The organism is Pengzhenrongella frigida (assembly GCF_004168625.1).
GTDB classification, from domain to species: Bacteria; Actinomycetota; Actinomycetes; order Actinomycetales; family Cellulomonadaceae; genus Pengzhenrongella; species Pengzhenrongella frigida.
This window is the reverse complement of record NZ_SDWW01000030.1, coordinates 22647-45599: the sequence shown is the minus strand read 5'-3', so window position 1 is coordinate 45599 and position 22953 is coordinate 22647. Positions and strand designations below refer to the sequence as shown.

Annotated in this window: 20 protein-coding genes, 1 tRNA gene and 1 other RNA gene; 11 read left to right on the top strand and 11 right to left on the bottom strand. The window is 73.0% G+C overall.

Annotated elements, in window-relative coordinates; all coding sequences use genetic code 11:
- Positions 1–7: 7 nt before the first annotated feature.
- Positions 8–1447 carry a ferredoxin reductase family protein gene (locus EUA98_RS12795; RefSeq protein WP_130103079.1) on the bottom strand — a complete coding sequence of 480 codons (1440 nt, stop codon included), beginning with the start codon at positions 1445–1447 and terminating at the stop codon, positions 8–10.
- Between the two features lie 136 nt (positions 1448–1583).
- Here EUA98_RS12795 and ffs point away from each other — a divergent pair.
- Positions 1584–1680, top strand: an RNA gene (ffs, locus tag EUA98_RS12790) — signal recognition particle sRNA small type.
- 30 nt (positions 1681–1710) lie between these two features.
- On the opposite strand, the gene EUA98_RS12785 is transcribed toward ffs, so the two are convergent.
- On the bottom strand, positions 1711–2175 hold the full coding sequence (locus tag EUA98_RS12785; protein ID WP_130103078.1) for an Lrp/AsnC family transcriptional regulator: 465 nt from the start codon (positions 2173–2175) through the stop codon (positions 1711–1713).
- Here EUA98_RS12785 and EUA98_RS12780 point away from each other — a divergent pair.
- The 3 genes from EUA98_RS12780 (at position 2165) to EUA98_RS12770 (ending at position 5671) form a co-directional block, all read left to right on the top strand.
- Positions 2165–2887 carry a LysE family transporter gene (locus EUA98_RS12780; protein ID WP_130103077.1) on the top strand — a complete coding sequence of 241 codons (723 nt, stop codon included), beginning with the start codon at positions 2165–2167 and terminating at the stop codon, positions 2885–2887. The two genes, EUA98_RS12785 and EUA98_RS12780, sit on opposite strands and share 11 nt — an antisense overlap.
- A 154-nt stretch (positions 2888–3041) precedes the next feature.
- Positions 3042–4250 carry an alpha-hydroxy acid oxidase gene (locus EUA98_RS12775; protein ID WP_165372825.1) on the top strand — a complete coding sequence of 403 codons (1209 nt, stop codon included), beginning with the start codon at positions 3042–3044 and terminating at the stop codon, positions 4248–4250.
- Positions 4247–5671: an FAD-binding oxidoreductase gene (locus tag EUA98_RS12770; RefSeq protein WP_242511470.1), complete on the top strand. Its 1425-nt coding sequence runs from the start codon at positions 4247–4249 to the stop codon at positions 5669–5671. Before EUA98_RS12775 ends, EUA98_RS12770 begins: the two co-directional genes overlap by 4 nt.
- Positions 5672–5795: 124 nt before the next feature.
- Here EUA98_RS12770 and EUA98_RS12765 read toward each other — a convergent pair whose 3' ends face one another.
- From EUA98_RS12765 to EUA98_RS12750, 4 genes are all read right to left on the bottom strand, one after another.
- Positions 5796–6788 carry a hypothetical protein gene (locus EUA98_RS12765; protein WP_130103075.1) on the bottom strand — a complete coding sequence of 331 codons (993 nt, stop codon included), beginning with the start codon at positions 6786–6788 and terminating at the stop codon, positions 5796–5798.
- 240 nt (positions 6789–7028) lie between these two features.
- Positions 7029–7685, bottom strand: a complete 657-nt coding sequence (locus EUA98_RS12760) for a methionine ABC transporter permease (RefSeq protein ID WP_130103074.1) — start codon at positions 7683–7685, stop codon at positions 7029–7031.
- Positions 7682–8791: a methionine ABC transporter ATP-binding protein gene (locus EUA98_RS12755; protein WP_130103073.1), complete on the bottom strand. Its 1110-nt coding sequence runs from the start codon at positions 8789–8791 to the stop codon at positions 7682–7684. The genes EUA98_RS12760 and EUA98_RS12755 overlap by 4 nt, the downstream gene beginning before the upstream one ends.
- 92 nt (positions 8792–8883) lie before the next feature.
- On the bottom strand, positions 8884–9795 hold the full coding sequence (locus EUA98_RS12750; RefSeq protein WP_130103072.1) for a MetQ/NlpA family ABC transporter substrate-binding protein: 912 nt from the start codon (positions 9793–9795) through the stop codon (positions 8884–8886).
- 503 nt (positions 9796–10298) lie between these two features.
- On the opposite strand from EUA98_RS12750, the gene EUA98_RS12745 reads away from it, so the two are divergent.
- From EUA98_RS12745 to EUA98_RS12735, 3 genes are all read left to right on the top strand, one after another.
- Entirely contained in the window at positions 10299–12494 is a 2196-nt protein-coding gene (locus tag EUA98_RS12745; RefSeq protein ID WP_130103071.1) for a DNA polymerase III subunit gamma and tau, read from the top strand.
- 156 nt (positions 12495–12650) lie between these two features.
- Positions 12651–13250, top strand: a complete 600-nt coding sequence (gene recR / locus EUA98_RS12740) for a recombination mediator RecR (RefSeq protein WP_130103070.1) — start codon at positions 12651–12653, stop codon at positions 13248–13250.
- Positions 13243–13872 (top strand): DUF5063 domain-containing protein, encoded by a 630-nt coding sequence (locus EUA98_RS12735; protein WP_130103069.1) that lies wholly within the window; start codon positions 13243–13245, stop codon positions 13870–13872. The genes recR and EUA98_RS12735 overlap by 8 nt, the downstream gene beginning before the upstream one ends.
- Before the next feature lie 12 nt (positions 13873–13884).
- On the opposite strand, the gene EUA98_RS12730 is transcribed toward EUA98_RS12735, so the two are convergent.
- Together EUA98_RS12730 and EUA98_RS12725 are read right to left on the bottom strand one after the other, a co-directional pair.
- Complete coding sequence (locus EUA98_RS12730; protein WP_242511467.1) at positions 13885–15075, bottom strand: ABC transporter permease; 1191 nt, start codon at positions 15073–15075, stop codon at positions 13885–13887.
- Positions 15072–16199 carry an ABC transporter ATP-binding protein gene (locus tag EUA98_RS12725; protein WP_130103068.1) on the bottom strand — a complete coding sequence of 376 codons (1128 nt, stop codon included), beginning with the start codon at positions 16197–16199 and terminating at the stop codon, positions 15072–15074. The genes EUA98_RS12730 and EUA98_RS12725 overlap by 4 nt, the downstream gene beginning before the upstream one ends.
- Before the next feature lie 103 nt (positions 16200–16302).
- Here EUA98_RS12725 and EUA98_RS12720 point away from each other — a divergent pair, with 103 nt between their 5' ends.
- From EUA98_RS12720 to EUA98_RS12710, 3 genes are all read left to right on the top strand, one after another.
- The gene (locus EUA98_RS12720; protein ID WP_130103067.1) at positions 16303–17085 is read left to right on the top strand and encodes a TSUP family transporter; all 783 of its coding nucleotides are present in this window, start codon (positions 16303–16305) and stop codon (positions 17083–17085) included.
- A gap of 274 nt (positions 17086–17359) precedes the next feature.
- Positions 17360–18634: an aspartate kinase gene (locus EUA98_RS12715; RefSeq protein ID WP_130103066.1), complete on the top strand. Its 1275-nt coding sequence runs from the start codon at positions 17360–17362 to the stop codon at positions 18632–18634.
- A complete protein-coding gene (locus EUA98_RS12710) occupies positions 18631–19707 on the top strand; it encodes an aspartate-semialdehyde dehydrogenase (RefSeq protein ID WP_130103065.1) in 1077 nt (358 codons plus the stop codon). The genes EUA98_RS12715 and EUA98_RS12710 overlap by 4 nt, the downstream gene beginning before the upstream one ends.
- Before the next feature lie 4 nt (positions 19708–19711).
- On the opposite strand, the gene EUA98_RS12705 is transcribed toward EUA98_RS12710, so the two are convergent.
- A complete protein-coding gene (locus EUA98_RS12705) occupies positions 19712–20203 on the bottom strand; it encodes an NUDIX hydrolase (protein ID WP_130103064.1) in 492 nt (163 codons plus the stop codon).
- Positions 20204–20393: 190 nt separating this feature from the next.
- Between EUA98_RS12705 and gdhA the strand changes: the two genes are divergently transcribed.
- Positions 20394–21731 (top strand): NADP-specific glutamate dehydrogenase, encoded by a 1338-nt coding sequence (gene gdhA, locus EUA98_RS12700; protein ID WP_130103063.1) that lies wholly within the window; start codon positions 20394–20396, stop codon positions 21729–21731.
- Between the two features lie 105 nt (positions 21732–21836).
- Here the strand turns inward: gdhA and EUA98_RS12695 are convergent.
- A tRNA-Pro gene (locus tag EUA98_RS12695) sits at positions 21837–21910 on the bottom strand.
- Between the two features lie 61 nt (positions 21911–21971).
- Positions 21972–22946: a metallophosphoesterase gene (locus tag EUA98_RS12690; RefSeq protein WP_130103062.1), complete on the bottom strand. Its 975-nt coding sequence runs from the start codon at positions 22944–22946 to the stop codon at positions 21972–21974.
- Positions 22947–22953 lie beyond the last annotated feature (7 nt).

Genomic DNA, 22953 nt, shown 5'->3' with positions numbered 1-22953 from the left:
GTCGTCCCTACCAATCAAATCGTTCGATGTGGAGCGCGTCGTCGGGAACCCCGGCGGCGTGCAGGTCGGCCGTCACGGCGTCCATCCAGGGCCCGGTGCCGCACAGGTACACGTCGCAATCGGCCAGGTCGGGCGCGAGCAGCAGCAGCGCCTTCGGTCCAGGCACGTGGCCGAGATGCTGCGGCAGCCACGACGTCCCCGCCCGGCTGCGCGGCCCGATCAGGTCGAGGACCCGCACGCCGGCGGCGACGAGGCGGTCGACGTCGGCCTGGAGCGGGGCTGCCTCGAGGCTGGACGCGCGGCGGATGAGCGTCGCGGGCCGCTCGGTGGTCCGGCCCGAGTCGACGGCGTCCTGCAGGAGGGCGATCAGCGGGGTCACGCCCAGGCCGCTGCCGATGCCGACGAGCCCGCGGCGGGTCGCCACGTCCGGGGTGAGCCGGCCGTAGGGGCCCTCGAGAAGCACTCGGGTGCCGGGCTTCATGGTCGCGAGCCGCTCGCCGTCGTCCCCCCGGACCGACAGCGTGATCCGCAGCGAGCCCGAGTTCGGCGCCGCCGACATCGACAACGGGTGGCCGCGGGTCCACCCGGGCCCGGTACGGAACCGCCACACGAAGAACTGGCCGGCGGAGACAGCCAGCCGCGCCAGGCGGGGACCGGTGACGTACACCGACACGATGCCGGGGGCCTCGGTGGTCACCTGGCTGACGGTGAGCTGCTGGGACAGCGACAGGCGCAGCGGGACCGCGACCCGGAACACCAGCACCGCAGCCAGCGCGAGGCCGTACAGGCCCCACCAGTACGCGGTCGCCACCGGGGAGGACAGGAAGTCCGCACCCGTCCACAGCTGGTGCGGCAGTGCCAGCCCGGCGCCGAGGTAGGCGTACAGGTGCAGCAGGTGCCAGGACTCGTACTTCAGCCGGCGCCGGGCCGCGCGCACGGAGGTGACCGCGATCAGGAGGAACATCGCGGTGCCGGCGGTGGCGAGCAGCATCCCCGGCGCGGTCGTGACGAGCGACCAGAGCTGGGCCCAGACCCCGGTCTGCGCGAGCGAGGCGTACCCGATGGTGATCAGGACGATGTGCGCGAGCATGAGGTTCACCGAGGTGAATCCCAGCAGGCGGTGCCAGCGGGTGATCTTGTCCTGGCCCAGCGCGCGTTCGGCGAACGGGATGCGCGCCATCGCGAGCACCTGGAGCAGGAGCAGGTTCGAGCTGATCAGCCCGAGCAGCCGGCCCAGGGAGGTCATCGAGGAGCCGAAGCCGTCGGTCAGGCCCTGCACGCCGCCGTTGGAGACCCAGAGCGCGACGACGACGAGGGTGGTCGCCCACACGACGACGCCGACTGCTTCCGTCCACCAGCGCCGGCGCACCGGCGCCCGCGGGCGGGTGATCCGGGGGCGCTCGGCGGCGGCGACGACCGGGCGGTTGAGGGTTCGCGTGGGGACCATGGGAGCAATGCTTGCGGCGGTCCCTGAGCCCGTGCTGGCCGCAACCTGTGAGCCCGCTTTGGAATCCACAGGTGCCACCCGACGGGTTGTCCGCGCCGACGGCTGCAATCGTCCGACTCGGCTGCGTTAGGGTTGTGCCGACCCCTCGTACGGCGTCATCTTGCTGAACTCCCCCAGGGCCGGAAGGCAGCAAGGGCAGGCGAGCTCTGGCGGGTGTGCGGGGGGTCCTTTCTCTGCCCGGCTGTGACGGCGCTGCCCGGCCGCTACGGCGCCGGGGGAGGGGTGCGCATCGCCAGGCGCGTGAGCGACTGGGCCACCCCGGCCTCGCTCTTGAGGCGGCGCACCAGCCGGTCGAGGGCGGCCGCGTCGGGCACGACGGCGTGCACCAGGTAGTCGAAGCCGCCGGTGAGGTGGACGGCGTCGAGGATCTCGGGGAACGCCCCCGAGGCGCGGGACGCCGCGAAGTGCTCGTAGGTCACCTCGGGTCGCAGCCGCAGGTCGATGAACACCTCGAGACCCGACTGGGCGAGGGTGCCGGGCGCACCGGTGCGGACCGGGTCCGGTCCCGTGAGGATCGTGAACCCGCGGATCCGGCCCTCCTTCTGCAGCCGCCGCACCCGCGCCGCGGCGGCGTTCGCGGACAGCCCGACCCGGGAGCCGAGCGTGCGGAACGACAACCGCGCGTCTGCCGTCAGTTCTCGGAGGATCTCGCGGTCGATGGCGTCCATCCAGCGATCATGGCAGCGCTTTACGCGGCAGATGGACGTCGCCGATCGCGCTGCGAGCGATCCTGACGAGATGCCGATCGCCGCGTTGCTCACCGGACTGGCGGCGGGGTACGCCGTCGCGCTGCCGCTGGGGGCGATCGGGGTGCTGCTGCTGCACGAGGGGATGACCCGCGGTGCGCGTCCGGCGGCCGCGGGCGCGGTCGGGGTCGCCGTGGTCGACGCCCTGTACGCGGTGTGCGCGGTGGTCGGTGGAGGGTGGGTCGCGACCGTCCTCGGTGGGCACGAGGCGGCGGTCCGTCTGGTTGCCGCGGTGGTGCTCGGCGCGGTCGCCGTCGGCGGGATCGTGCGGACGCTGCGCTCCGAGCCCGGCCTGGCGCCGGTCGGCCCGGACGGGGCGGCCGGCCTGCGCCTCGGTGCCACCTTCGCCCGGTTCGTCGCGCTGACCGCGGTGAACCCGCTCACCGCACTCGCCTTCGTCGCGCTCGCGGCCGGGTTCACCTCTCGGTGGCCGACGGCGATCGACGGCGCCGCCTTCGTCGTCGGCGTCGCGGTCGCCTCGCTCGGGTGGCAGCTCGCGCTGGCGGGGACCGGGGGGCTGCTGGGCCGGTGGACGCGGACCGGTGCAGGCTCCGGCACCGGGGCGCGGCGAGCGCTCGGCCTCGTCGGGTTCGGCCTGACCGCGGTCCTTGCCGCCCTGCTCGCGGCCGGGTAGCCGCCTCCTCGCCACCGGCGACCGGGTCAGCACGCGGGACGCCCGACGTCGAGGGGCGTCCACGGGCGTACGGTCGGCCCGCGATCGCCTCCGCCCCACCGCGCCGCCTGGCCAATCGGGGCGGACGCGGGGCGAACCCGGGAGACGACGGATCATGGCTCGACAGCTTCAGACCTGGCACCAGCTCAAGCCCCTGCTGAAGCTGAAACCGTTCGAGCCCGATCCCACCACGCGCCGCCTGGCCAACGCGCACACGATCGGTGACCTGCGCACGGCCGCGCGACGGCGCACCCCGCGCTCGATCTTCGACTACGTCGACGGCGCGGCCGAGGCCGAGGTCAGCATCAAGCGCGCGCGCCGGGTGCTGCGCGACGTCGAGTTCCAGCCGTCGGTGCTGCGCGACGTGGGCACGGTCGACCTCTCGACCCAGATCCTCGGGCGCCGATCCGAGCTGCCGTACGTCTTCGCGCCCACGGGCTTCACCCGGATGATGCAGCACGAGGGCGAGATCGCTGTCGCCCGCTCGGCGCGTCGTTTCGGGGTGCCGTACACGCTGTCGACCATGGGTACGACGTCGATCGAGGACCTCGCCGTCGCGGTGCCCGACGCGCGCAACTGGTTCGGCTTCTACGTCTGGAAGGACCGCGCGGCGGGCGAGGACCTCATGACCCGGGCGCGCGAGGCCGGCTACGAGACGCTCGTCCTCACGGTCGACGTCCCCGTCGGCGGGGCGCGCCTGCGCGACAACCGCAACGGGTTCACCATCCCGCCGGCCCTGACCGCCAAGACCGTCCTCGACGGCGCGTTGCACCCGAGCTGGTGGCTCAACTTCCTCACCACCGACCCGATCCGGTTCGCGACCTTCGACTCCTGGGGCGGCACGATCGAGGAGCTCGCCGCGCACCTGTTCGACCCGACGGTCGAGCTGTCCGACCTCGAGTGGGTGCGCGAGTTCTGGGACGGCCCGCTGGTGGTCAAGGGCATCCAGACCGTGGCCGACGCCGAACGGGTCGTCGGCGCGGGGGCCGACGCCGTCGTGCTCTCCAACCACGGCGGCCGTCAGCTCGACCGCGCGCCCGTCCCGGTCCGCCTGCTGCCGGACGTCGTGCAGGCCGTCGGCGACCGCGCCGAGGTGTATGTCGACTCGGGCTTCATGTCCGGGGCCGACGTCGTCGCCGGGATCGCCCTGGGGGCCCGCGCGGTCCTCCTCGGGCGCGCGTACCTCTACGGCCTGATGGCCGGCGGCGAGCGCGGCGTGGACCGCGCCAACGAGATCCTCACCGCCGAGATCAGGCGCACCCTCCAGCTGCTCGGGGTCCGGTCGATCGCCGAGCTCACCCCCGCGCACGTCACGCTGCCGTGAGCGGGGGCGACGTGGGTACCGGGCAAGCCGTGCTCGCCGATCCGGTCCGCGCGGCCGCGGTTCTCACCGAGCTGCGCGCCGCACTGGGTGACGCGGCGGTCCGCACCGACGCCGCGAGCCTCGCCGCGCGCCGGGGTGACGCGTCCGGCACGTCGTCGGGCACCCCGCTGGTCCTGGTGCTGCCCGCCACGACGGCGCAGGTCTCGGCGGTCGCGCGGATCGCGTCGACGCACCGGATCCCGGTCGTGCCGCAGGGTGCGCTCAGCGGGCTGGCCGGCGGGGCGAACGCCGTCGACGGCGCGATCCTGCTGGCGCTCACGGCGATGGACGCGATCGTGCGGATCGACCCGGTGGACCAGGTCGCCGTCGTGCAGCCGGGGGTGGTGACCGACGACCTCGCGGCGGCCGTCGCGGCGGTCGGGCTGTTCTACCCGCCCGATCCGGCGTCGTCGTCGTGGTCGACCATCGGCGGGAACATCGCGACCAACGCCGGCGGGATGCGGTGCGTGAAGTACGGCGTGACGCGGGACTTCGTGCGGTCCCTCGAGGTGGTCCTCGCCGACGGGCGGGTCGTGCGCACCGGACCGCCCACGGTCAAGCACGTCGCCGGGCTCGACCTCACCGGGCTCGTCGTCGGCTCCGAGGGCACCCTCGCGATCGTCACCGAGGCGACCCTCGCGCTGCTGCCCGCGCCGGGCGAGACCCGCGGCATGTGCGCGACCTTCGCCACCATCGGCGACGCGCTCGCGGCGGCGAACGCGATCATGGCCGGCCCGCACCGCCCCAGCACGCTCGAGATCCTGGACGCCGTCGTGCTCGCCGCGATCGTCGCGCACGTGCCGGACAACGGTCTGCCGGTCGGCGCGCAGGCGCTGCTGCTCGCACTCTCGGACGACCGGGCCGGCGGGGCCGACGACGCCGCCGCGTACGCGCGGACCGCGCGCGAGCACGCCGCGCTGACCGTGGACCTCGCAGGCGACCCGGCCCGGCTCGACGCGCTGCTCGCCGCCCGGCGGGCGTTCAACCCGGCGATGCGTGCCCTGCGCGGCGCGAGCATCAACGAGGACATCGCGGTGCCGCGGTCCCGGCTCGCCGAGCTGCTCGCCCGGCTGGCGGACCTGTCCGCCGAGCTCGGCCTGCCGATCGGCACGGGCGGCCACGTCGGCGACGGGAACCTGCACCCGGTCATCGCCTTCGACCCGGCCGCCCCGGCGCAGCGGCATGCGGCCGAGCGGGCGCACCTGCGGATCCTCGCGCTGGCCGTCGACCTCGGCGGGACGGTCACCGGCGAGCACGGGATCGGCGTCGAGAAGCTCGCCGCGCTGGACGCCGAGCTGGGCCCGACCGTCCGGGAGCTCCAGCGGTCGATCAAGTCCGCGTTCGACCCCCAAGGCATCCTCAACCCCGGCAAGAAGCTGTAACCGGGCCCCGCCGGCCCGCCCCGCCCCGCCCCGCAACGGCACCTCCGAGATAGTCCATCTCGGTCGAGATAGTCCATCGAGACGGACTGTTTCGGCACGGATGGACTATCTCGCCGGCTCAGGATCACCAGCCGCGGACCGGGGTGAGGTGGGCTGTGGCTGCGGGTGGTAGACGGGCGCAGACGCGGCCGATGAGCTCCCGCTCGCGTCTGGCGTCGGCCGCCGTGACGCGCAGGATGCCCCAGCCCTCTTCCACGATCGCGTCGTGGCGTCGCTTCTCCTCGAACACGACCCGCGCCGGGTCGTCGCTCGTGGAGTACTTGACGAAGCCGTCGACCTCGATGAGGAGCTTGAACGCGAGCCAGCCGAGGTCCGCGCGGAACCATCCGAGCCGGGTATGGATCGGGATCTGCAGCTCTGGCCGCGGCAGGCCGTGCCGCAGCAAGAGGTAGCGGACGAACGTCTCCCACGGTGACTCCGCCCGCCCGTCGGCGTGGTCGAGGACAGTCCGGGCGCCGACGACGCCGCGTCCGCCGGCAAGCGCGTCGACCCTGGCCCGCAGTGCCTCGGCATCGGCGCCGAGGCGGAGCGCGCCGTCTGCGAGCACCAGGGCGTCGCGTGGCGCGAGCTGCCGGAGGCAGTCGACGACGGTGCGCTCGAGCGAGGTCACAGGCACTCCGCGCAGCACCCGGCGGTCAGCCGGGACAAGGGCCATGGCGTGACGTGTGAGCGAACGCTCGCCGTGGTCGCTCGGTTGGACCGTCTGGATGATGTGGGTCGTCGCCGGTGCCGTCCACAGCGGACACCCCCAGATGAGGGCCGCGGACTCGTGACTGAACCAGAACGGCGTGCGCAGCTGGCGGCTGACCGCGGCGATCCGGGCGAGCGCGAGGTCCCGCGCAGCTGCGGCAGCGGGGACGGGTGCCGGTGCGGGTTCGGGTGCGGCACCGGCGGCAGGCGTCACCTGGCGGGCAGGCATCACTTGGCGATAGGCGCCGGGACGGACGCGCTCGAGCTCACCCGAACGTGTGCGCAAGCGAACGCTCGCGGGTGCAAGCTCGCGCGCGAGCAGCACGGCGGGCAGGGCGGCGGGTGTGCGAGGTGGCGGAGCTGGCATGCGCCTACGGTGCTCTCGGATCGCGCGTCTCCGGAAGGTGTCGCACACCGCCACGGGGCACCCCCATCACCTCAGCCGCCTGGGGTCGGGCCGCCCCCGCTCAGAGGACGGACCGGCCGACTCGTCCCGATCGGGAGGTCGACATAGTCCATCTCTGCCGAGATCGTCTGTTTCGATGCGCTATCTCGGCAGAGATGGACTATCTCGGCGGGGGCGGGGGCGGGGGGCGGGGGTGGGGGGTTAGTGGTGGAGGACGCGGGCGGCTAGGCGGTTGCCGAGGAGCTGGGCCAGCTGGACGATGACGACGATCACGCCGACGGCGACCCAGGTGACCACGTAGTCGTAGCGCTGGTAGCCGTACGTGAGCGCGAAGTCACCGAGCCCGCCGCCGGAGACCGCCCCGGCCATCGCGGACATGTCCGTGATCGCCACGAACAGGAAGGTGAACCCGAGGATCAGCGGGCCGAGCGCCTCGCGCACGATCACGGTGCCGATGATCCGCAGCGGGCCGGCGCCCATCGCGCGGGCGGCCTCGATCAGGCCGGGGTCCAGCGAGACGAGGTTCTGCTCGACGATCCGGGACGTGCCGAACGTCGCCATGATCGCGAGCGGGAAGATCACCGACGCCGTGCCGTAGCTGGCGCCGGTGACCTGGATCGTCAGCGGCTGGACGGCGGTGATGAAGATGATGAACGGGATCGGCCGGACGACGTTGACGATCGCGTTCAGCACGGTGGAGACCGGCTTGTTCTCGAGCAGGTTGCCCGGGCGGGTCGTGTACAGCGCGACGCCGAGCGCCAGCCCCGCGAGCCCACCGATCGCGAGCGTCGAGACCACCATGGTCAGGGTCTGGCCGATGGCGGTCCAGAGCAGGGGCAGCATCTCGGTCCCGGTCATCGGGCCACCTCCACGCGGGCGTCGTCGTCGGTGGCGGCGTCGGCCGTGGCCTCGTCGACCGTGGTGTCGGTCGGGGTGAGCGGCCCGCCGTACTCGACCACGTCCGTGTGCTCACGCATGGTCACCAGGAGCGCGTCGACGTCGACCTCGGTGCCCACGAGCTCGAAGGTGAGCGAGCCGAGCGGCTTCGCCCCGATGTCCGTGATCCCGCCGTACACGATCGACCCGTCCACCCGGTGCGCCCGGAACTGCTCCGAGAGGAAGGTGCCGGAGCCGTGGCCGTCGCGCACCCCGAAGGTGACGATCCGGCCGCGGTGCCGCTCGCGCAGGCGTTGGACGACGTCGGGCCCGGGCCGGTCGTGCAGCGCGGTCGCGATGAACCGGCGCGTGACCGGCTGCTGCGGGGACGAGAAGATCGTGTAGACGTCGCCCTCCTCGACCACCTTGCCGGCCTCCATGACCGCGACCCGGTCGCACAGGTAGCTGACCACCGACATCTCGTGGCTGATCACGACGATCGTGACGCCGAGCTCGGTGTTCACCCGGCGCAGCAGGTCGAGCACGTCCCGGGTGGTCTCGGGGTCGAGTGCGCTGGTGGCCTCGTCGGCGAGCAGCAGCCCGGGGGAGGTGGCCAGCGCGCGGGCGATGCCGACGCGCTGCTTCTGCCCGCCGGAGAGCTGGTCGGGGTACTGGCGGGCCTTGTCGGACAGCCCGACGAACTCGAGCAGCTCGGCCACGCGGGCCTCGCGGCGCTCCTTCGGCCAGCGCGCGACCCGCAGCGGGTAGGCGACGTTGCCGGCGACGGTGCGCGAGCCGAGCAGGTTGAACTGCTGGAAGATGAAGCCGATCCGCGCGCGCACGGGGCGCAGCTGGCGTTCGGTGCGGCCGGTGATCGTCTCGCCGTCGATCACGACGGTCCCGCTGGTGGGGCTCTCGAGCGCGTTGATCAGGCGCACGAGCGTGCTCTTGCCGGCGCCCGAGTACCCGATGACGCCGAAGATCTCCCCGCGCTCGATCTCGAGCGAGACGTCGTCGACCGCACGCACCGTCTGCTTCCCGGCGGTGAACTCCTTGGTCACGTGCTGCAGACAGACCATCGCGCTCATGTCTCGAACCGTCCTTCTCGGGTCGTGCGGTGACGCGTCCCGGGTCCCTGCGGTGGCAGGAACCCGGGACGCGTGCGCGGGGTGCGGGCGGATCAGCCCTTGGCGGCCGTGACGTCGTCCTGGAGCCCGGTGAGGATCGCCTCGAGCTCGGCGGGCGTCTGGTTCTGGACGACCGCGGTGCCCTTGGACTCGGCCAGCACCGCGTCGGTCACGGTGGCCTCGTGGTAGATCTCGACGAGCTTGGCGTACACCGGGTTCTCGGCGTCCTTCGCCCGGGTGGCGAACACGTTGATGTACGGCTCGGCCGCCGAGGTGTCCTCGAGGTCCGAGTAGATCGCCGTCGTCGGGTCGATCCCGGCGTCGGCGGCGAAGTTGTTGTTGATGATGGCGCCGTCGAGCGTCTTGAGCTGGACGGTCGTCTGGTTGGCGTCGACCGGGACGACGGTGACCCGCGAGGCGGCCTCGTCGATGTCGGCCGGCGTCGACAGCGCGTTGCCGCCGTCCTTCAGCGAGATCAGGTCGGCCGACTGGAGCACGAGCAGCGCGCGGGCCTGGTTGGTCGGGTCGTTCGGGATGGCGATCTCGGCGCCGTCCGGGATGTCCGCCGGCTCGGTGTAGCCCTTGTCGGTGTACAGGCCGAGCTGGTAGATCATCGTCGCGCCGATGGCGACCAGGTCCTCGCCCGCCGAGACGTTGTAGTTGGCGAGGAACAGCAGGTGCTGGAACTGGTTGAGGTCGAGCTCGCCCTGGCTGACGATCGGGTTCGGCTGCTGGTAGTCGGTGAAGTTGACCAGCTCGACCTCGATGCCTTCGTCCTTGGCGAGGTCGGTGAACGTGTCCCAGTAGTCCTTGGACTCGTCGGTGACGCCGATCGTCACCGTGACCGGGTTGGCCGGGTCGGCGGTCTCGTTCGCGGACCCTTCGGTTGCGGCGGAGCCGGAGCACGCGGACACGGTGGCGGTGAGGGCGATCGTGGCGATCAGGGCGGTGAGTCTGCGCTTCATGGCAATGCCTTCCGAAAGGGTGGTGAGGGGCGGGACAGACCGGCCCAGGTGCATGACCGGTGGCGTGGGGTTCGGTCCGTCGGCGGGTCAGGAGCAGCAGGCGGCGCAACGCTCACCGAGGGTGCGCCGATGCGGCGCGTGCGTCGAAGAGGGAGCGGTGGTGCTGGGGGTCCGCCGGGACCGGAGCTGCGCGAGTCGCCAGGACTCAGAGCAGGATGGTGCGACAACACATGAGCGCGGACCGCGCACCGGGCATGACGCGCAGAACGAGCGCGCGGTGCTGGGTGGCGACGGGGCGGTTCACGGGATGCTCCAGTTCCTACCGGGGAGAAGGCCTTGAAGTTACCATTCGCCGCCCGCTCGGCGTGCCACCGCCCACGGGCCGGTCGATCGGCGGCCCGGCGGGGCGGGCGCCTGCTGCCTGGTGGGGGTTCGACGGCGGTCCGCGAGGCCGCCGGCCGTGCGCGTGACCCCCCGGGGCCTCGACGCCTACAGTTCGTGGGGTGACGACAGCCCTGTACCGCCGCTACCGGCCCGAGAACTTCGCCGAGGTGATCGGTCAGGAGCACGTGACCGAGCCCCTGATGCAGGCGCTGCGCACGGGGCGCATCAACCACGCCTACCTGTTCAGCGGCCCGCGCGGGTGCGGCAAGACGACGTCGGCCCGGATCCTGGCGCGCTGCCTGAACTGCGAGCAGGGCCCGACGGCGGTGCCCTGCGGGGTGTGCCCGTCCTGCCGTGAGTTGGCGCGCGGCGGACCCGGATCGCTCGACGTCGTCGAGATCGACGCGGCCAGCCACGGTGGGGTCGACGACGCGCGGGACCTGCGCGAGCGAGCGACGTTCGCCCCGGCGCGCGACCGGTTCAAGATCTTCATCCTCGACGAGGCCCACATGGTCACGCCGCAGGGCTTCAACGCGCTGCTCAAGATCGTCGAGGAGCCGCCCGAGCACGTGATGTTCATCTTCGCGACGACGGAACCCGACAAGGTGATCGGGACGATCCGCTCGCGCACGCACCACTACCCGTTCCGGCTCGTGCCGCCGGACATCCTGACCGGGTACCTCGAGCAGCTGTGCACCGCCGAGGGCGCGCACGTGGGCGCCGGGGTGCTGCCGCTCGTGGTGCGCGCGGGAGCCGGTTCGGTGCGCGACTCGCTGTCGGTGCTCGACCAGCTGGTCGCCGGCGCGGACGAGGCCGGGATCGACTATGAGCGAGCCGTGGCCCTGCTCGGGTACACGCACGCCGCGCTGCTCGACGACGTGGTGGGTGCGGTCGCCGCGCACGACGGCGGGAGCGCGTTCCGGGTGGTCGACCGGGTCATCTCGACCGGGCACGAGCCCCGCCGGTTCGTGGAGGACCTGCTCGAGCGGCTCCGCGACCTGATCGTGATCGCCGCGTCGGGGGAGTCGGCGAAGGCGGCGCTGCGCGACGTGCCGGCCGACCAGTTCGCCCTCATGCGCGCGCAGGCCGACCATCTCGGGGCCGCCGAGCTGTCCCGCGCGGCGGACCTCGTCAACGCGGCGCTCAGCGAGATGACCGGCGCGACGTCCCCGCGCCTGCACCTCGAGCTCCTGATCGCGCGCCTGCTCCTGCCCGCGGCCGACGACGGTGCGGCGGGCTACGCCGCGCGACTGGACCGCCTCGAGCGCCAGGATCGCCAGCCCCGAGCGGCCGTCGCCGCGCTGCCGGCGCCTGCTGAGGAGCGCGCGGCGGTTGCCGTGGCCCCCGCGACGCCGGCTGTCCCGACGCGCGCTGCACCGACGCGTTCTGTCCCGACGCGCGACGACGTGATGCCCGGCGCCTCGGCGCCTGGTGCCCCGATGCGCGACGACGCGATGCCCGACGACGCCCAGCCGGCCGGCGTCGTCCAGGCCCCGCCCGTGGCGGAACCGGCGTCGGTCGTGCCCGCGACGCCGGCACCGGCAACGGCTGCGCCCGCAACGCCCCCAGCCCCAGCCCCAGCCCAAGCCCCCGCGCCGGTCGCCGTCGTCCAGGCTCCTCGCGTGGCGGATGCCGTGCCGACGGTGACTCGCGCTCCCGCGGAGCCGCCCGCACCCGCCGCCGGGGTGGAGACCGAGGTGCTGCGGCGCCGGTGGGACGAGGTGCTCGCCACGCTCAACCGCCTGAAGAAGGCGACCTGGGCGCTCGTGAGCCAGAACGCCCACGTCGGCGAGCTCACCTCCACGACGCTCACGCTGACGTTCACCTCGCCGGGCCTGGCGACCGCGTTCCGGTCCGGGGTGCACGCCGAGATGGTGCAGCGCGCGGTGCGCGAGACGCTCGGCTTCGACGTACGGGTCGAGGGGGTGCTCGCCGAGGCGGGGGCCGCCGCTCCGGGGCCGACGGCGTCGTCGACCCGCCCCGCTGACGCGCCCGCGCCCACCTCCAGCACCCGGTCCCCGCAGGTGGCCGACCGGGCGCGCGCCGAGGCGTCGTGGTCCGACGTCGAGCCGCCCGACGACATCGAGGCGGTCGAACCCGCGCGCGACGACGCCCGGACCGTCAGCGCTCGCGAGTCGGGGCAGCACGCGCACGCCGCCGCGTTGCGCGCGGCCGCGGCGAGGCCGGCCGCCGTGGAGGACTCCCCGGAGCCGGACGACCCCGACATCGCCACGTCGAACCTGTCCGGCCCGCGGCTGGTCGCGCAGATGCTCGGCGGCACGGTGATCGAGGAGCAGGTCGGCGACGCGGTCTGAGCTGCTCGCGTCGATTGACCGCGTCGACTGCCCGCGCGACTGCCCACGCGACCTGCTCGCGCGGACCCGCCCGCGCGGACCCGCCCGCACCGACCCGCCGCGCCGACCGGGGTGGGGCCGGGCCGTGGTGTGGGTCCGACGCCGTAGGCTGGTCGGGTGTATGAAGGCGCGGTTCAAGACCTGATCGACGAGCTCGGGCGACTGCCCGGCGTCGGTCCCAAGAGCGCGCAACGGATCGCGTTCCACCTGCTGTCGGCCGACCCCACGGACGTGCGTCGGCTGGTCGACGCGCTGATCGAGGTCAAGGCGCGCGTGCGGTTCTGCGACATCTGCGGGAACGTCACGCAGGAGGACCAGTGCCGCATCTGCCGCGACCCGCGTCGGTCGGCGACGGTGATCTGCGTCGTCGAGGAGCCCAAGGACGTCGTGGCGGTCGAGCGCACCCGCGAGTTCCGCGGCCGGTACCACGTGCTCGGCGGGGCCATCAATCCGATCGCCGGCGTCGGCCCTGACGACCTGCGGATCAAGGAGCTGCTCACGCGGCTCGCGAGCGGCGAGGTCACCGAGGTCATCCTCGCGACCGACCCGAACGTCGAGGGTGAGGCCACCTCGACCTACCTGGCGCGGATGCTCGTGCCGCTCGGCCTGACGGTCAGCCGGCTCGCCTCGGGCCTGCCGGTCGGCGGGGACCTGGAATATGCGGACGAGGTGACCCTCGGTCGCGCCTTCGAAGGGAGGCGACGGATCAATGCCTGACACCCCGACGCACGCGAGCGATGCGGCAGCCGATCGGCCCGACGCGGTCGACCCCGCGGTGGCCGCCGAGGCCGCCGACCTGCTCTCGGTGGCGCGCACCATGGCCGAGGAGAGCCGCGGCTTCCTCAGCACGGTGACCGAGGTGGCCTCCGGCGCGAACCCGGACGCCGGGATCCCGCTGCTGCTGCTCGCCGTCTCCGACCTGCTGTCGGCCGGCGCGCGCCTGGGCGCGATGCTCGACGTCGTGCCGCCGGAGCGCTTCGAGCCCGACATCGGTCCCGAGCCGGACGTCGACGCGCTGCGGATCGCGCTCGCCAACGTGCTGGAAGGCCTCGACGAGTACGTCGCCGTCGTCGACCCGATCCTCGGGCCGGAGGTCGAGACGAGCTCGTTGTCCGGCGACCTGGTCTCGATCGTCGGCGCCGTCGCGCAGGGCCTGAGCCACTTCGAAGAGGGCCGCGTCCTGGAGTCCCTGTGGTGGTGGCAGTTCTCCTACCTGTCGGGCTGGGGCGAGCGCGCGTCGAGCGTGCTGCGCGTCCTGCAGGTCGTGCTCGGTCACCTGCGCCTCGACGTGGACGACGACGTCGCGGCCGAGGCGGAGTACGACGCGTTGCAGGCGTGAGCTCGATACCGCTCAGGCCACCCGGGTACCCCGCGGCAGCGTCCGCTGCGGGATCGTGAGCCGCCGGACGGCGGTCGCCAGCCCGGCCGCGCCGAGCAGCAGGTTCACCGCCAGGCCCCATGGCCACACCACGCTGCGGTCCGGCTCGCGCTGCGCCACCGGCGAGTCCGCGCCGCCGGTGCCGAACCGGCCCTCGCAGTAGTTGATCTCCGTCGGCGGACCGGTCCGGGCGTCGCGCACCAGCTCGCGGATGCCCCCGAGCACGTCGAAGCCGGAGCCTGAGGTGCCGCTACGGGCGCCCGGAGCGGCGTCGGCCACGATGACGAACGGGTTGACGGCCAGCAGCCACCAGGTCCGTTCGGTGTGCGTGCGCGTCATCGACTGGGTGGTCAGCTCGCAGGTCGGGGGCTCGCCCGCGTACCAGTCGAAGTCCGCGGGCACGTTCCACACGCGCACCGGTTCCGCAGTCGTGATCGCGGGGACCGTCAGACCGAACACCATCGGGCTGATCACCGAGAGCCCCGCCACCGTCACGTACGTGAGCACCGCGGAGCCGGACGTGCGTGCGGTGAGCGCGGAGAAGCCGAGCCCGATCGCGCAGACGACCGCGAGCAGCAGGGCGAGCACCAGCAGGCACACCACCACCGACAGCACCGGCGTCCCGCCCGCGGTGAGCGCGAGGATGAGGAACGGCACGCTCACCACGAGGAACGCGAGCGCGGCCACCCAGGACGCGCCCAGCTTGCCGACGGCGATCTCCGCGGGCGTGAGCAGCGTGACCTGCAGGGTCGCGAGCGTCCCGGCGTTGCGGTCCCCGTTGATGGCGGTGGCGCTGAGCGTCGGGGACACCAGCAGCCCGAGAAACAGCACGAAGAACACGATGAGGCCGAAGACCGTGGGCCCGGCCGGGCCGGCGATGGTGGGTCCGACCTGCGACGACGTGCTGCCGTAGTCCCGGCTCGAGCCGAACGCGGCGTCCGTGGCCACCCACGTCAACCAGGTCACCGCCCCGACCACCACGAACCACACCACGAGCGCGGCCATCCACCGCGTCGAGCGCACCCGCTGGCGCAGGTCGAGCACGGCCACGGTCCGCACCCCGTGCCACGACAGCGCCCAGGTGCCGCGCTCCGGCGCGATGCCCGACGGCGTCGGGTCGGGTTCGGGGGCGGGGGCGACCGGGGTGCTCAGGTCGGTGCTCATCGGCGCTCCTCCTCCAGGGCCAGGTAGGCCTGCTCGAGCGCGCCACCCACGGGGGCGAGCGAGGTGATCGGTACGCCGGCGGCGACCGCGTCGCGCAGCAGGGTGGCCGCTCCCGCCTCGCCGTCGACCTGGAGCAGCACGCCGCCCGGGCCGTCCGGCGGGTCGCCGGGTCCGGTGCCGCGTGCCGCGGGGTCGCGTTCGTCGTCGGGCAGCCAGGTCGCCCCGACGGTCGTGAGCCAGCCGACCAGGGCGGCGAGCGAGAGCGCCCGCAGCCGCCAGGTCCGCGGAGCCGCCTGGGCGGTGGCGACCGTACCGGCGGGCACCGTCCGGCCGCCCGAGAGGAAGATCGCGTCGTCGGCCATCTCGTCGAGCTCGGTGAGCACGTGGCTCGAGACGAGGACGGTCTTGCCCTGCGACGCGAGCAGCCGGAGCAGGATCCGCAGATCGACGCGCGAGCGCGGGTCGAGACCGCTCGCGGGCTCGTCGAGCAGCAGCACGTCGGGGTCGTGCACGAGCGCGCGGGCCAGTCCGAGGCGCTGCTTCTGACCGCGGGACAGGACGCTCGCGGGCAAGTCCGCGAACTCGGTGAGGTGCACGGTCTCGAGGAGCTCGGTCGTGCGGGCCTCGGCGCGCTCGCGGGTGAGCCGATACGCGGCGGCGAACGTCAGGAGGACCTCACGGGCGGTCAGCGAGTCCCAGGTGCCGAACACGTCCGGCATCCAGCCGGTGCGGGCGCGCGCCGCCTGGTGGTGGGTGACGGGGTCGACGCCGCCCACGCGCACCTGGCCGGCGTCGGGCACGAGCAGCCCGGCGAAGATGAGCAGCAGCGTCGTCTTGCCCGACCCGTTCGGGCCGACGAGGGCCGTGACCGCCCCGGCGTGCGCCTCGAGGTCGACCCCGGCGAGCGCGCGGACCGACCCGAAGGATCGGTGCACACCCTGCGCGGTCAGGCCGGACCCCTGCCCGAGCGTCGCCGTGAGCCCAGCGCCGAGCCCGCTGTCGAGGCCACCGCCGAGCGTGCCGCCGACGCCGGCAGCAGGCTCGCGCGAGAGGCCGCCCGATGGAACGGCGGCGGGAAGACTCGGGTCTGCAGCCGAGGTGTCGTCGTCGGGGGTGTTCGGCATGGCTCGAACCTAGGCGCGCGCGGGTCGCGCCAGGTAACCGGCTCGCCCAGCACCCGTGATAGACCAGCGCCGTGCACCTCCGCCTCCCTCCCCGCGCCGCCGCATGACGGCCGGCGGCCTGGAGCTCGCCGCGGGCACGGTTGCGCTGCTCGTGCTGGCCGGCTTCCTCGCGGGCTGGGTGGACGCCGTCGTCGGCGGGGGCGGGCTGATCCAGCTGCCCGCACTGCTCCTCGTGCCCGGGATGAGTCCCGTCTCGGCGCTCGCGACCAACAAGCTCGCCGGGATCATGGGCACGTCGGTGAGCGCGGCGACGTACTACCGGTTGGTGCAGCCCGACCTGCGCACGGCCGGGCCGATGGCGCTCGCCGCGCTCGGGGGCGCCGCCGGTGGGGCGGGCCTGGCGAGTGCGCTGCCGCCCGGGGTGTTCCGGCCGGTGATCCTGGTCGCGCTGGTGCTGGTCGCGGTGTACACCGTCGCGCGCCCGAGCGTGGGACGGGCGACCGACCTGCGCTGGACGGGCCGGCGTCACCTCGTCGTCGCGCTCGCGCTCGGCACCACGATCGGGTTCTACGACGGGCTGCTCGGCCCGGGCACCGGCACGTTCCTGGTGATCGCGCTGGTCGCGGTGCTGGGCTACGCGTTCCTCGAGGCGTCCGCGAACGCGAAGATCGTCAACGCCGCGACGAACCTGGGCGCGCTGATCGTGTTCTCGGTGCAGGGCGTCACGATGTGGAAGCTCGGGCTGGTGATCGGCGTGGCCAACATCGCCGGGTCCTACCTCGGGGCGCGGATGGCCGTCGCCCGCGGCAGCGCGTTCGTCCGGATCGTGTTCGTCGCAGTCGTGGGCGCCCTGATCCTGCGCCTCGCCTGGGACATCCTCACCTGACCGCCCCCAGCCACTCCGCTCCGGCCCACCCGCCCGGACCCCCCACCCGCCCGGACCCCCAACCCGCCCGTCCGATTCCGTCGAGTGCGGGCTAACGGTCCCTGGAATCCGCGCGGCAGCAGCAGATCGCCCGCACTCGGGCGTGCTGGCCAGGGTCGGGGTGGGTTCGGAGAAGGGGCGTGCGGGTCCGGTATGTGAGCGGACGGGCGTCCGAAGGGTGGACCGTTCTAGAATCGCCGGACCCGACCGACCGATGGAATCCGGAGCTAGTCCCGTGACCCTGATCGTGCAGAAGTACGGCGGCTCGTCCGTCGCGGACGCGTCGAGCATCAAACGCGTCGCGAAGCGGATCGTCGAGGCGAAGCGCGCCGGTCACGAGGTCGTCGTCGTCGTCTCCGCCATGGGGGACACCACCGACGAGCTCATCGAGCTCGCCGAGCAGATCACGCCGTTGCCGCCGTCGCGCGAGATGGACATCCTCCTCACCGCCGGTGAGCGGATCTCGATGTCGCTGCTCGCGATGGCGATCGCGAACCTCGGCGTCGAGGCGCAGTCGTTCACGGGCCAGCAGGCCGGCGTCATCACCGACACCACGCACGGCAAGGCGCGCATCATCGACGTCAGCCCAGGCCGCATCCGCGCGACGCTCGACGCGGGCGCGGTGGCGATCGTGGCCGGTTTCCAGGGCGTCACCCAGTACACGAACGACGTCACCACGCTCGGGCGCGGCGGGTCGGACACGACCGCAGTCGCGCTCGCCGCCGCCCTGGACGCGGCCGTCTGCGAGATCTACACCGACGTCGACGGCGTCTACACGGCCGACCCGCGCATCGTGCCCAGCGCGCGGCGGATCGACCGGATCAGCTACGAGGAAATGATGGAGATGGCCGCGAGCGGCGCCAAGGTGCTCGGGCTGCGGTGCGTTGAGTACGCGCGCAAGTTCGCCGTGCCGGTGCACGTGCGTTCCTCCTTCTCGGGGCGCGAAGGAACTCTGGTCACGGACGAGATCATCGAAGGAGCAGAACCGATGGAAGAGCCGATCATCTCTGGCGTCGCGCACGACCGGAGCGAGGCCAAGGTCACGGTCGTCGGCGTGCCGGACGTGCCGGGCAAGGCCGCGCGGATCTTCGAGGTCGTCGCCGGTGCCGAGGTCAACATCGACATGATCGTGCAGAACGTCTCGGCCGCCTCGACGGGCCTGACGGACATCTCGTTCACGCTCCCGGCGACCGACGGCCAGCACGCGATCGCCGCGCTCAAGGCCGCCCAGGCCGAGATCGGCTTCGCCTCGCTGCAGTACGACGACACGATCGGCAAGATCTCGCTGATCGGCGCGGGCATGCGCTCGCACCCGGGCGTCTCGGCCAAGCTGTTCTCGGCCCTGAGCGCTGCAGGCGTCAACATCGAGATGATCTCCACCTCGGAGATCCGGATCTCGGTGGTCACGCGCGCCGATCACCTCGACGACGCCGTGCGCGCCGTGCACCACGCGTTCGACCTGGACGACGCCGACACCGAGGCCGTCGTGTACGGCGGGACCGGACGATGAGCGCCGCGAGCGAGCCCGGCCGCGGGCTGCGGGTCGGCGTCGTCGGCGCGACCGGGCAGGTCGGTGCCGTGATGCGCCGCCTGCTGGCCGAGCGCGACTTCCCGGTCGAGCAGATCCGGTTCTTCGCCTCCGCGCGCTCGGCCGGCACGACGCTGCCCTGGAAGGGGACCGACGTCGTCGTCGAGGACGCCGCGCTCGCGGACCCGACGGGGCTGGACATCGCGCTGTTCTCCGCCGGCGGCGCGACCTCGAAGGCGCAGGCACCGCGGTTCGCGGCCGCCGGCGTCGTCGTGATCGACAACTCCTCGGCGTGGCGCATGGACCCCGACGTCCCGCTCGTCGTCGCCGAGGTCAACCCCGCCGCGGCCCTCGCGCCGCGCAAGGGCATCATCGCCAACCCGAACTGCACCACGATGGCCGCGATGCCGGTACTCAAGGTGCTGCACGACGAGGCCGGCCTGACCCGGCTCATCGTCAGCACCTACCAGGCCGTCTCCGGCAGCGGGCTCGCCGGCGCCGCGGAGCTCGCCGACCAGGTGCGCGCGGTGGTCGCCGCCGACGTCCCGCTCGAGGCCCTCGTGCACGACGGCGGCGCGCTCACCTTCCCGGCGCCCGTCAAGTACGTCGCGCCGATCGCGTTCAACGTGGTGCCGCTGGCCGGCAACCTCGTCGACGACGGCCTGTTCGAGACGGACGAGGAGAAGAAGCTCCGCGACGAGAGCCGCAAGATCCTCGACCTGCCCGGCCTGCTGGTCTCCGGCACGTGCGTGCGCGTGCCGGTGTTCACCGGGCACTCGCTGTCGATCAACGCCGAGTTCGCCCGGCCGCTGTCGGTCGAGCGTGCCCGGGAGCTGCTCGCCGGTGCGCCGGGCGTCGAGCTCTCGGACGTGCCCACCCCGCAGCAGGCCGCCGGTGCGGACCCGAGCTTCGTCGGTCGCCTGCGGGCGGATCCGGGCGTGCCCGACGGCCGCGGCCTGGCCCTGTTCGTGACCAACGACAACCTGCGCAAGGGCGCGGCCCTCAACGCCGTCCAGGTGGCGGAGCTGCTGATCCCGGCCCTGGCCCGCGTCTGAGGGGTCAGCGCGCGAACCAGGGGCCGTTCTGGGGGTTCGTGCGGTAGGTCAGGGCGTGGGCGATCCGGGTGCGGGACGACGCCATCAGCGTGTCGGGCAGCGCGTCGGGCGCGAACCAGCCGACGGCGGTCGACTCGTCGTCGCCCACCCAGGGATCGCCCGCGCCCTCCGCACGGCACAGGAACGTCAGGTCGAGGTACTGCGCGCGGTCGCCGTTCTCGTACTCCACGGTCTCCGGGTCCGACGAGACGGACGCCAGGCCCTCGACGACCGCGACGATCCCGGTCTCCTCGAGCACCTCGCGCACCGCGGCGATCGCCGGCTGCTCACCGGGCTCGAGGATCCCGCTGACCACGGCCCACAGCCCGTTGTCCGAACGGCGCCCCAGCAGCAGCCGACCGTCGTCGTGCACGACGACCGCGCTGACCCCCGGCATCCACAGCAGATCGGTGCCGACGCTCCTGCGCAGCTGGACGACGAAGTCGGGAATCGGCATGCCCGCGAGCCTACGCGCGCGAATCGCCGCAGCCAGGACCGGCAGGGGGCCAGCAGGGACCAGCAGGGACCAGCCCGGGGCGGCGCCGGGACCCGCGCCGGCCGGTGGCACAGTGGGTGGCTCAGGCAGCCGTGCGTGACACCGCACAGTGCGGCACGCGGCGGAACGCGACCGCGAACAAGGAGTACCTATGGACACCGCGCTGGAAGCGACCTTCGCTCAGGTCCTTCGCCGCAACCCGGGCGAGGTCGAGTTCCACCAGGCGGTCCGCGAGGTCTTCGACAGCCTCGGACCGGTGCTGCGCAAGAACCCGCAGTATGCGGACGCCGCTGTGCTCGAGCGGATCTGCGAGCCCGAGCGGCAGATCATCTTCCGGGTGCCGTGGGTGGATGATTCCGGCCGGGTGCTGATCAACCGCGGCTTCCGGGTCGAGTACAACTCCGCGCTTGGCCCGTTCAAGGGCGGACTGCGGTTCCACCCGTCGGTGTACCTCGGGATCGTCAAGTTCCTGGGCTTCGAGCAGGTCTTCAAGAACGCCCTCACCGGCATGCCGATCGGGGGCGGCAAGGGTGGCTCGGACTTCGATCCCCACGGCCGGTCCGACGGTGAGGTGATGCGCTTCTGCCAGTCCTTCATGACCGAGCTGTACCGGCACATCGGGGAGTACACCGATGTGCCCGCCGGCGACATCGGGGTCGGTGGACGCGAGATCGGCTATCTCTTCGGTCAGTACAAGCGGATCACCAACCGGTACGAGTCGGCGGTCCTGACCGGCAAGGGCCTCACCTGGGGAGGCTCCCTCGTGCGCACCGAGGCCACGGGCTACGGCACCGTGCTCTTCGCGCAGGAGATGCTCAAGTCCCGTGGCGAGTCGCTCGACGGCCGACGGGTCGCGGTGTCCGGGTCGGGGAACGTGGCGATCTACGCGATCGAGAAGGCGCAGGCGCTCGGCGCCCGGGTCGTGACGTTCTCCGACTCCTCCGGCTATGTCGTCGACGAGGACGGCGTGGACCTCGAGCTCCTCAAGGACATCAAGGAGGTCCAGCGGGGACGAGTGGCGGACTACGTCGACCGGAGGCCGCGGGCTTCCGTCGGCACGTCGGGTCGAATCTGGGATGTGCCGGTCGACGTCGCGCTGCCCTGCGCGACGCAGAACGAGCTGACCGGGGACGACGCCAAGTCGCTCCTGCGCGGGGGTGTGGTCGCCGTCGCCGAGGGCGCGAACATGCCCACCACCCCGGACGCCGTGGCGATCCTCCAGGAGGCCGGTGTGCTCTTCGCCCCCGGCAAGGCCGCCAACGCGGGCGGGGTCGCGACCTCGGCCCTGGAGATGCAGCAGAACGCCTCGCGTGACTCGTGGACCTTCGCGCACACCGAGGGCCGGCTCTCCCAGATCATGGTCGGCATCCACGACCGCTGTGCGGAGACGGCTGCGGAGTACGGCGAGCCGGGGAACTACGTGCTCGGCGCCAACATCGCGGGCTTCCAGCGCGTCGCCAACGCCATGCTCGCACTCGGCGTCGTCTAGCGCGTTCTGCGAGAACGGGCCGGTCACTGGAGCCGGTGGCCGGCCCGAAGACGGAGAAAGGGCCCCTGACCTAGCGTTTCCGCTGGCCAGAGGCCCTTCCGCTCGTCGGGGTGGCGGGATTCGAACCCACGACCTCTTCGTCCCGAACGAAGCGCGCTACCAAGCTGCGCCACACCCCGATGAAGCGCCGTAAGGATAGCCGACGGAAGGGGATGGTAGGAAACGGGCCGCGATCTGGGCCTAGCGGGCGACCAGGGTCAGGAGCGTCGCCTCGGGCCGGCAGGCGAACCGCACGGGGGCGTACGGCGAGGTGCCGAGGCCCGCGGAGACGTGCATCCAGGTCGAGTCGGCGCCGCCGGGCTCGTCGGGTCGCGCGCCCGGCCAGCCGTGCAGGCCCTTGGCCCGCCGGGTGTCCAGATCGCAGTTCGTCACCAGCGCGCCGTAGAACGGCACCGCCAGCTGCCCACCGTGGGTGTGGCCGGCGAGGATCAGCTCGGCGCCGTCGGCCTGCATCTCGTCCAGGATCCGCCGGTAGGGCGCGTGCGCCACGCCGATCCGCAGATCGACGCCCGACGGCGACGCGTCGTCGGGCAGGTGGTCGCCGTCGGGCCGGTCGGGGCCGTCGAAAGGAGGATCGAGAGGTGGCGGGAACGCGTCCCGATCGAGGTGCGGGTCGTCGACACCGACCAGCGCGAGCCGACGACCGCCCGCGACCAGCGTGTCGCGGCGGTTGTCGAGGTCCCGCCACCCCGCGGCGCACAGGGCGGTGGCGAGCTCGCCTGCCGGGAGCTCGCCCGCGGGGAGGCTCTCGCGGCGCGCGTCCGGCAGCAGGTAGCGCGCCGGGTTCTTGGCCGACGGCGCGTAGTAGTCGTTCGAGCCCATGACGAACGCCCCAGGGGTGTCCAGGAGGGGCTCGAGCGCGTGCAGCAGGGGCGCGAGGGCGTCCGGGTGGGCCATGTTGTCACCGGTGTCGATGACGAGGTCAGGACGCAACGTGGCGAGGTCGCGCACCCAGTCGATCTTGCGCCGCTGCGAGGGCACCAGGTGCAGGTCCGAGAGGTGCAGCACCCGCAGCGGGTCCTGTCCCGGGGGCAGCACCGGGACGGTGACCTCGCGCAGCGCGTACCAGCGGACCTCGACGAGGCTCGCCCACGCGAACGCGGCGACGCCGGCCGCGGCGAGGGTTCCGGCGGCCGTCAGCAGGCGCGAGGACATGCGCGCG

Bases quoted from the DNA above. Each gene is read 5' to 3' on its own strand.
- EUA98_RS12795 (WP_130103079.1), bottom strand. From the start codon at position 1,447: ATGGTCCCCACGCGAACCCTCAACCGCCCGGTCGTCGCCGCCGCCGAG.
- EUA98_RS12780 (WP_130103077.1), top strand. From the start codon at position 2,165: ATGGCGTCCATCCAGCGATCATGGCAGCGCTTTACGCGGCAGATGGAC.
- EUA98_RS12785 (WP_130103078.1), bottom strand. From the start codon at position 2,175: ATGGACGCCATCGACCGCGAGATCCTCCGAGAACTGACGGCAGACGCG.
- EUA98_RS12775 (WP_165372825.1), top strand. From the start codon at position 3,042: ATGGCTCGACAGCTTCAGACCTGGCACCAGCTCAAGCCCCTGCTGAAG.
- EUA98_RS12765 (WP_130103075.1), bottom strand. From the start codon at position 6,788: ATGCCAGCTCCGCCACCTCGCACACCCGCCGCCCTGCCCGCCGTGCTG.
- EUA98_RS12760 (WP_130103074.1), bottom strand. From the start codon at position 7,685: ATGACCGGGACCGAGATGCTGCCCCTGCTCTGGACCGCCATCGGCCAG.
- EUA98_RS12755 (WP_130103073.1), bottom strand. From the start codon at position 8,791: ATGAGCGCGATGGTCTGTCTGCAGCACGTGACCAAGGAGTTCACCGCC.
- EUA98_RS12750 (WP_130103072.1), bottom strand. From the start codon at position 9,795: ATGAAGCGCAGACTCACCGCCCTGATCGCCACGATCGCCCTCACCGCC.
- EUA98_RS12735 (WP_130103069.1), top strand. From the start codon at position 13,243: ATGCCTGACACCCCGACGCACGCGAGCGATGCGGCAGCCGATCGGCCC.
- EUA98_RS12730 (WP_242511467.1), bottom strand. From the start codon at position 15,075: ATGAGCACCGACCTGAGCACCCCGGTCGCCCCCGCCCCCGAACCCGAC.
- EUA98_RS12725 (WP_130103068.1), bottom strand. From the start codon at position 16,199: ATGCCGAACACCCCCGACGACGACACCTCGGCTGCAGACCCGAGTCTT.
- EUA98_RS12720 (WP_130103067.1), top strand. From the start codon at position 16,303: ATGACGGCCGGCGGCCTGGAGCTCGCCGCGGGCACGGTTGCGCTGCTC.
- EUA98_RS12710 (WP_130103065.1), top strand. From the start codon at position 18,631: ATGAGCGCCGCGAGCGAGCCCGGCCGCGGGCTGCGGGTCGGCGTCGTC.
- EUA98_RS12705 (WP_130103064.1), bottom strand. From the start codon at position 20,203: ATGCCGATTCCCGACTTCGTCGTCCAGCTGCGCAGGAGCGTCGGCACC.
- gdhA (WP_130103063.1), top strand. From the start codon at position 20,394: ATGGACACCGCGCTGGAAGCGACCTTCGCTCAGGTCCTTCGCCGCAAC.
- EUA98_RS12690 (WP_130103062.1), bottom strand. From the start codon at position 22,946: ATGTCCTCGCGCCTGCTGACGGCCGCCGGAACCCTCGCCGCGGCCGGC.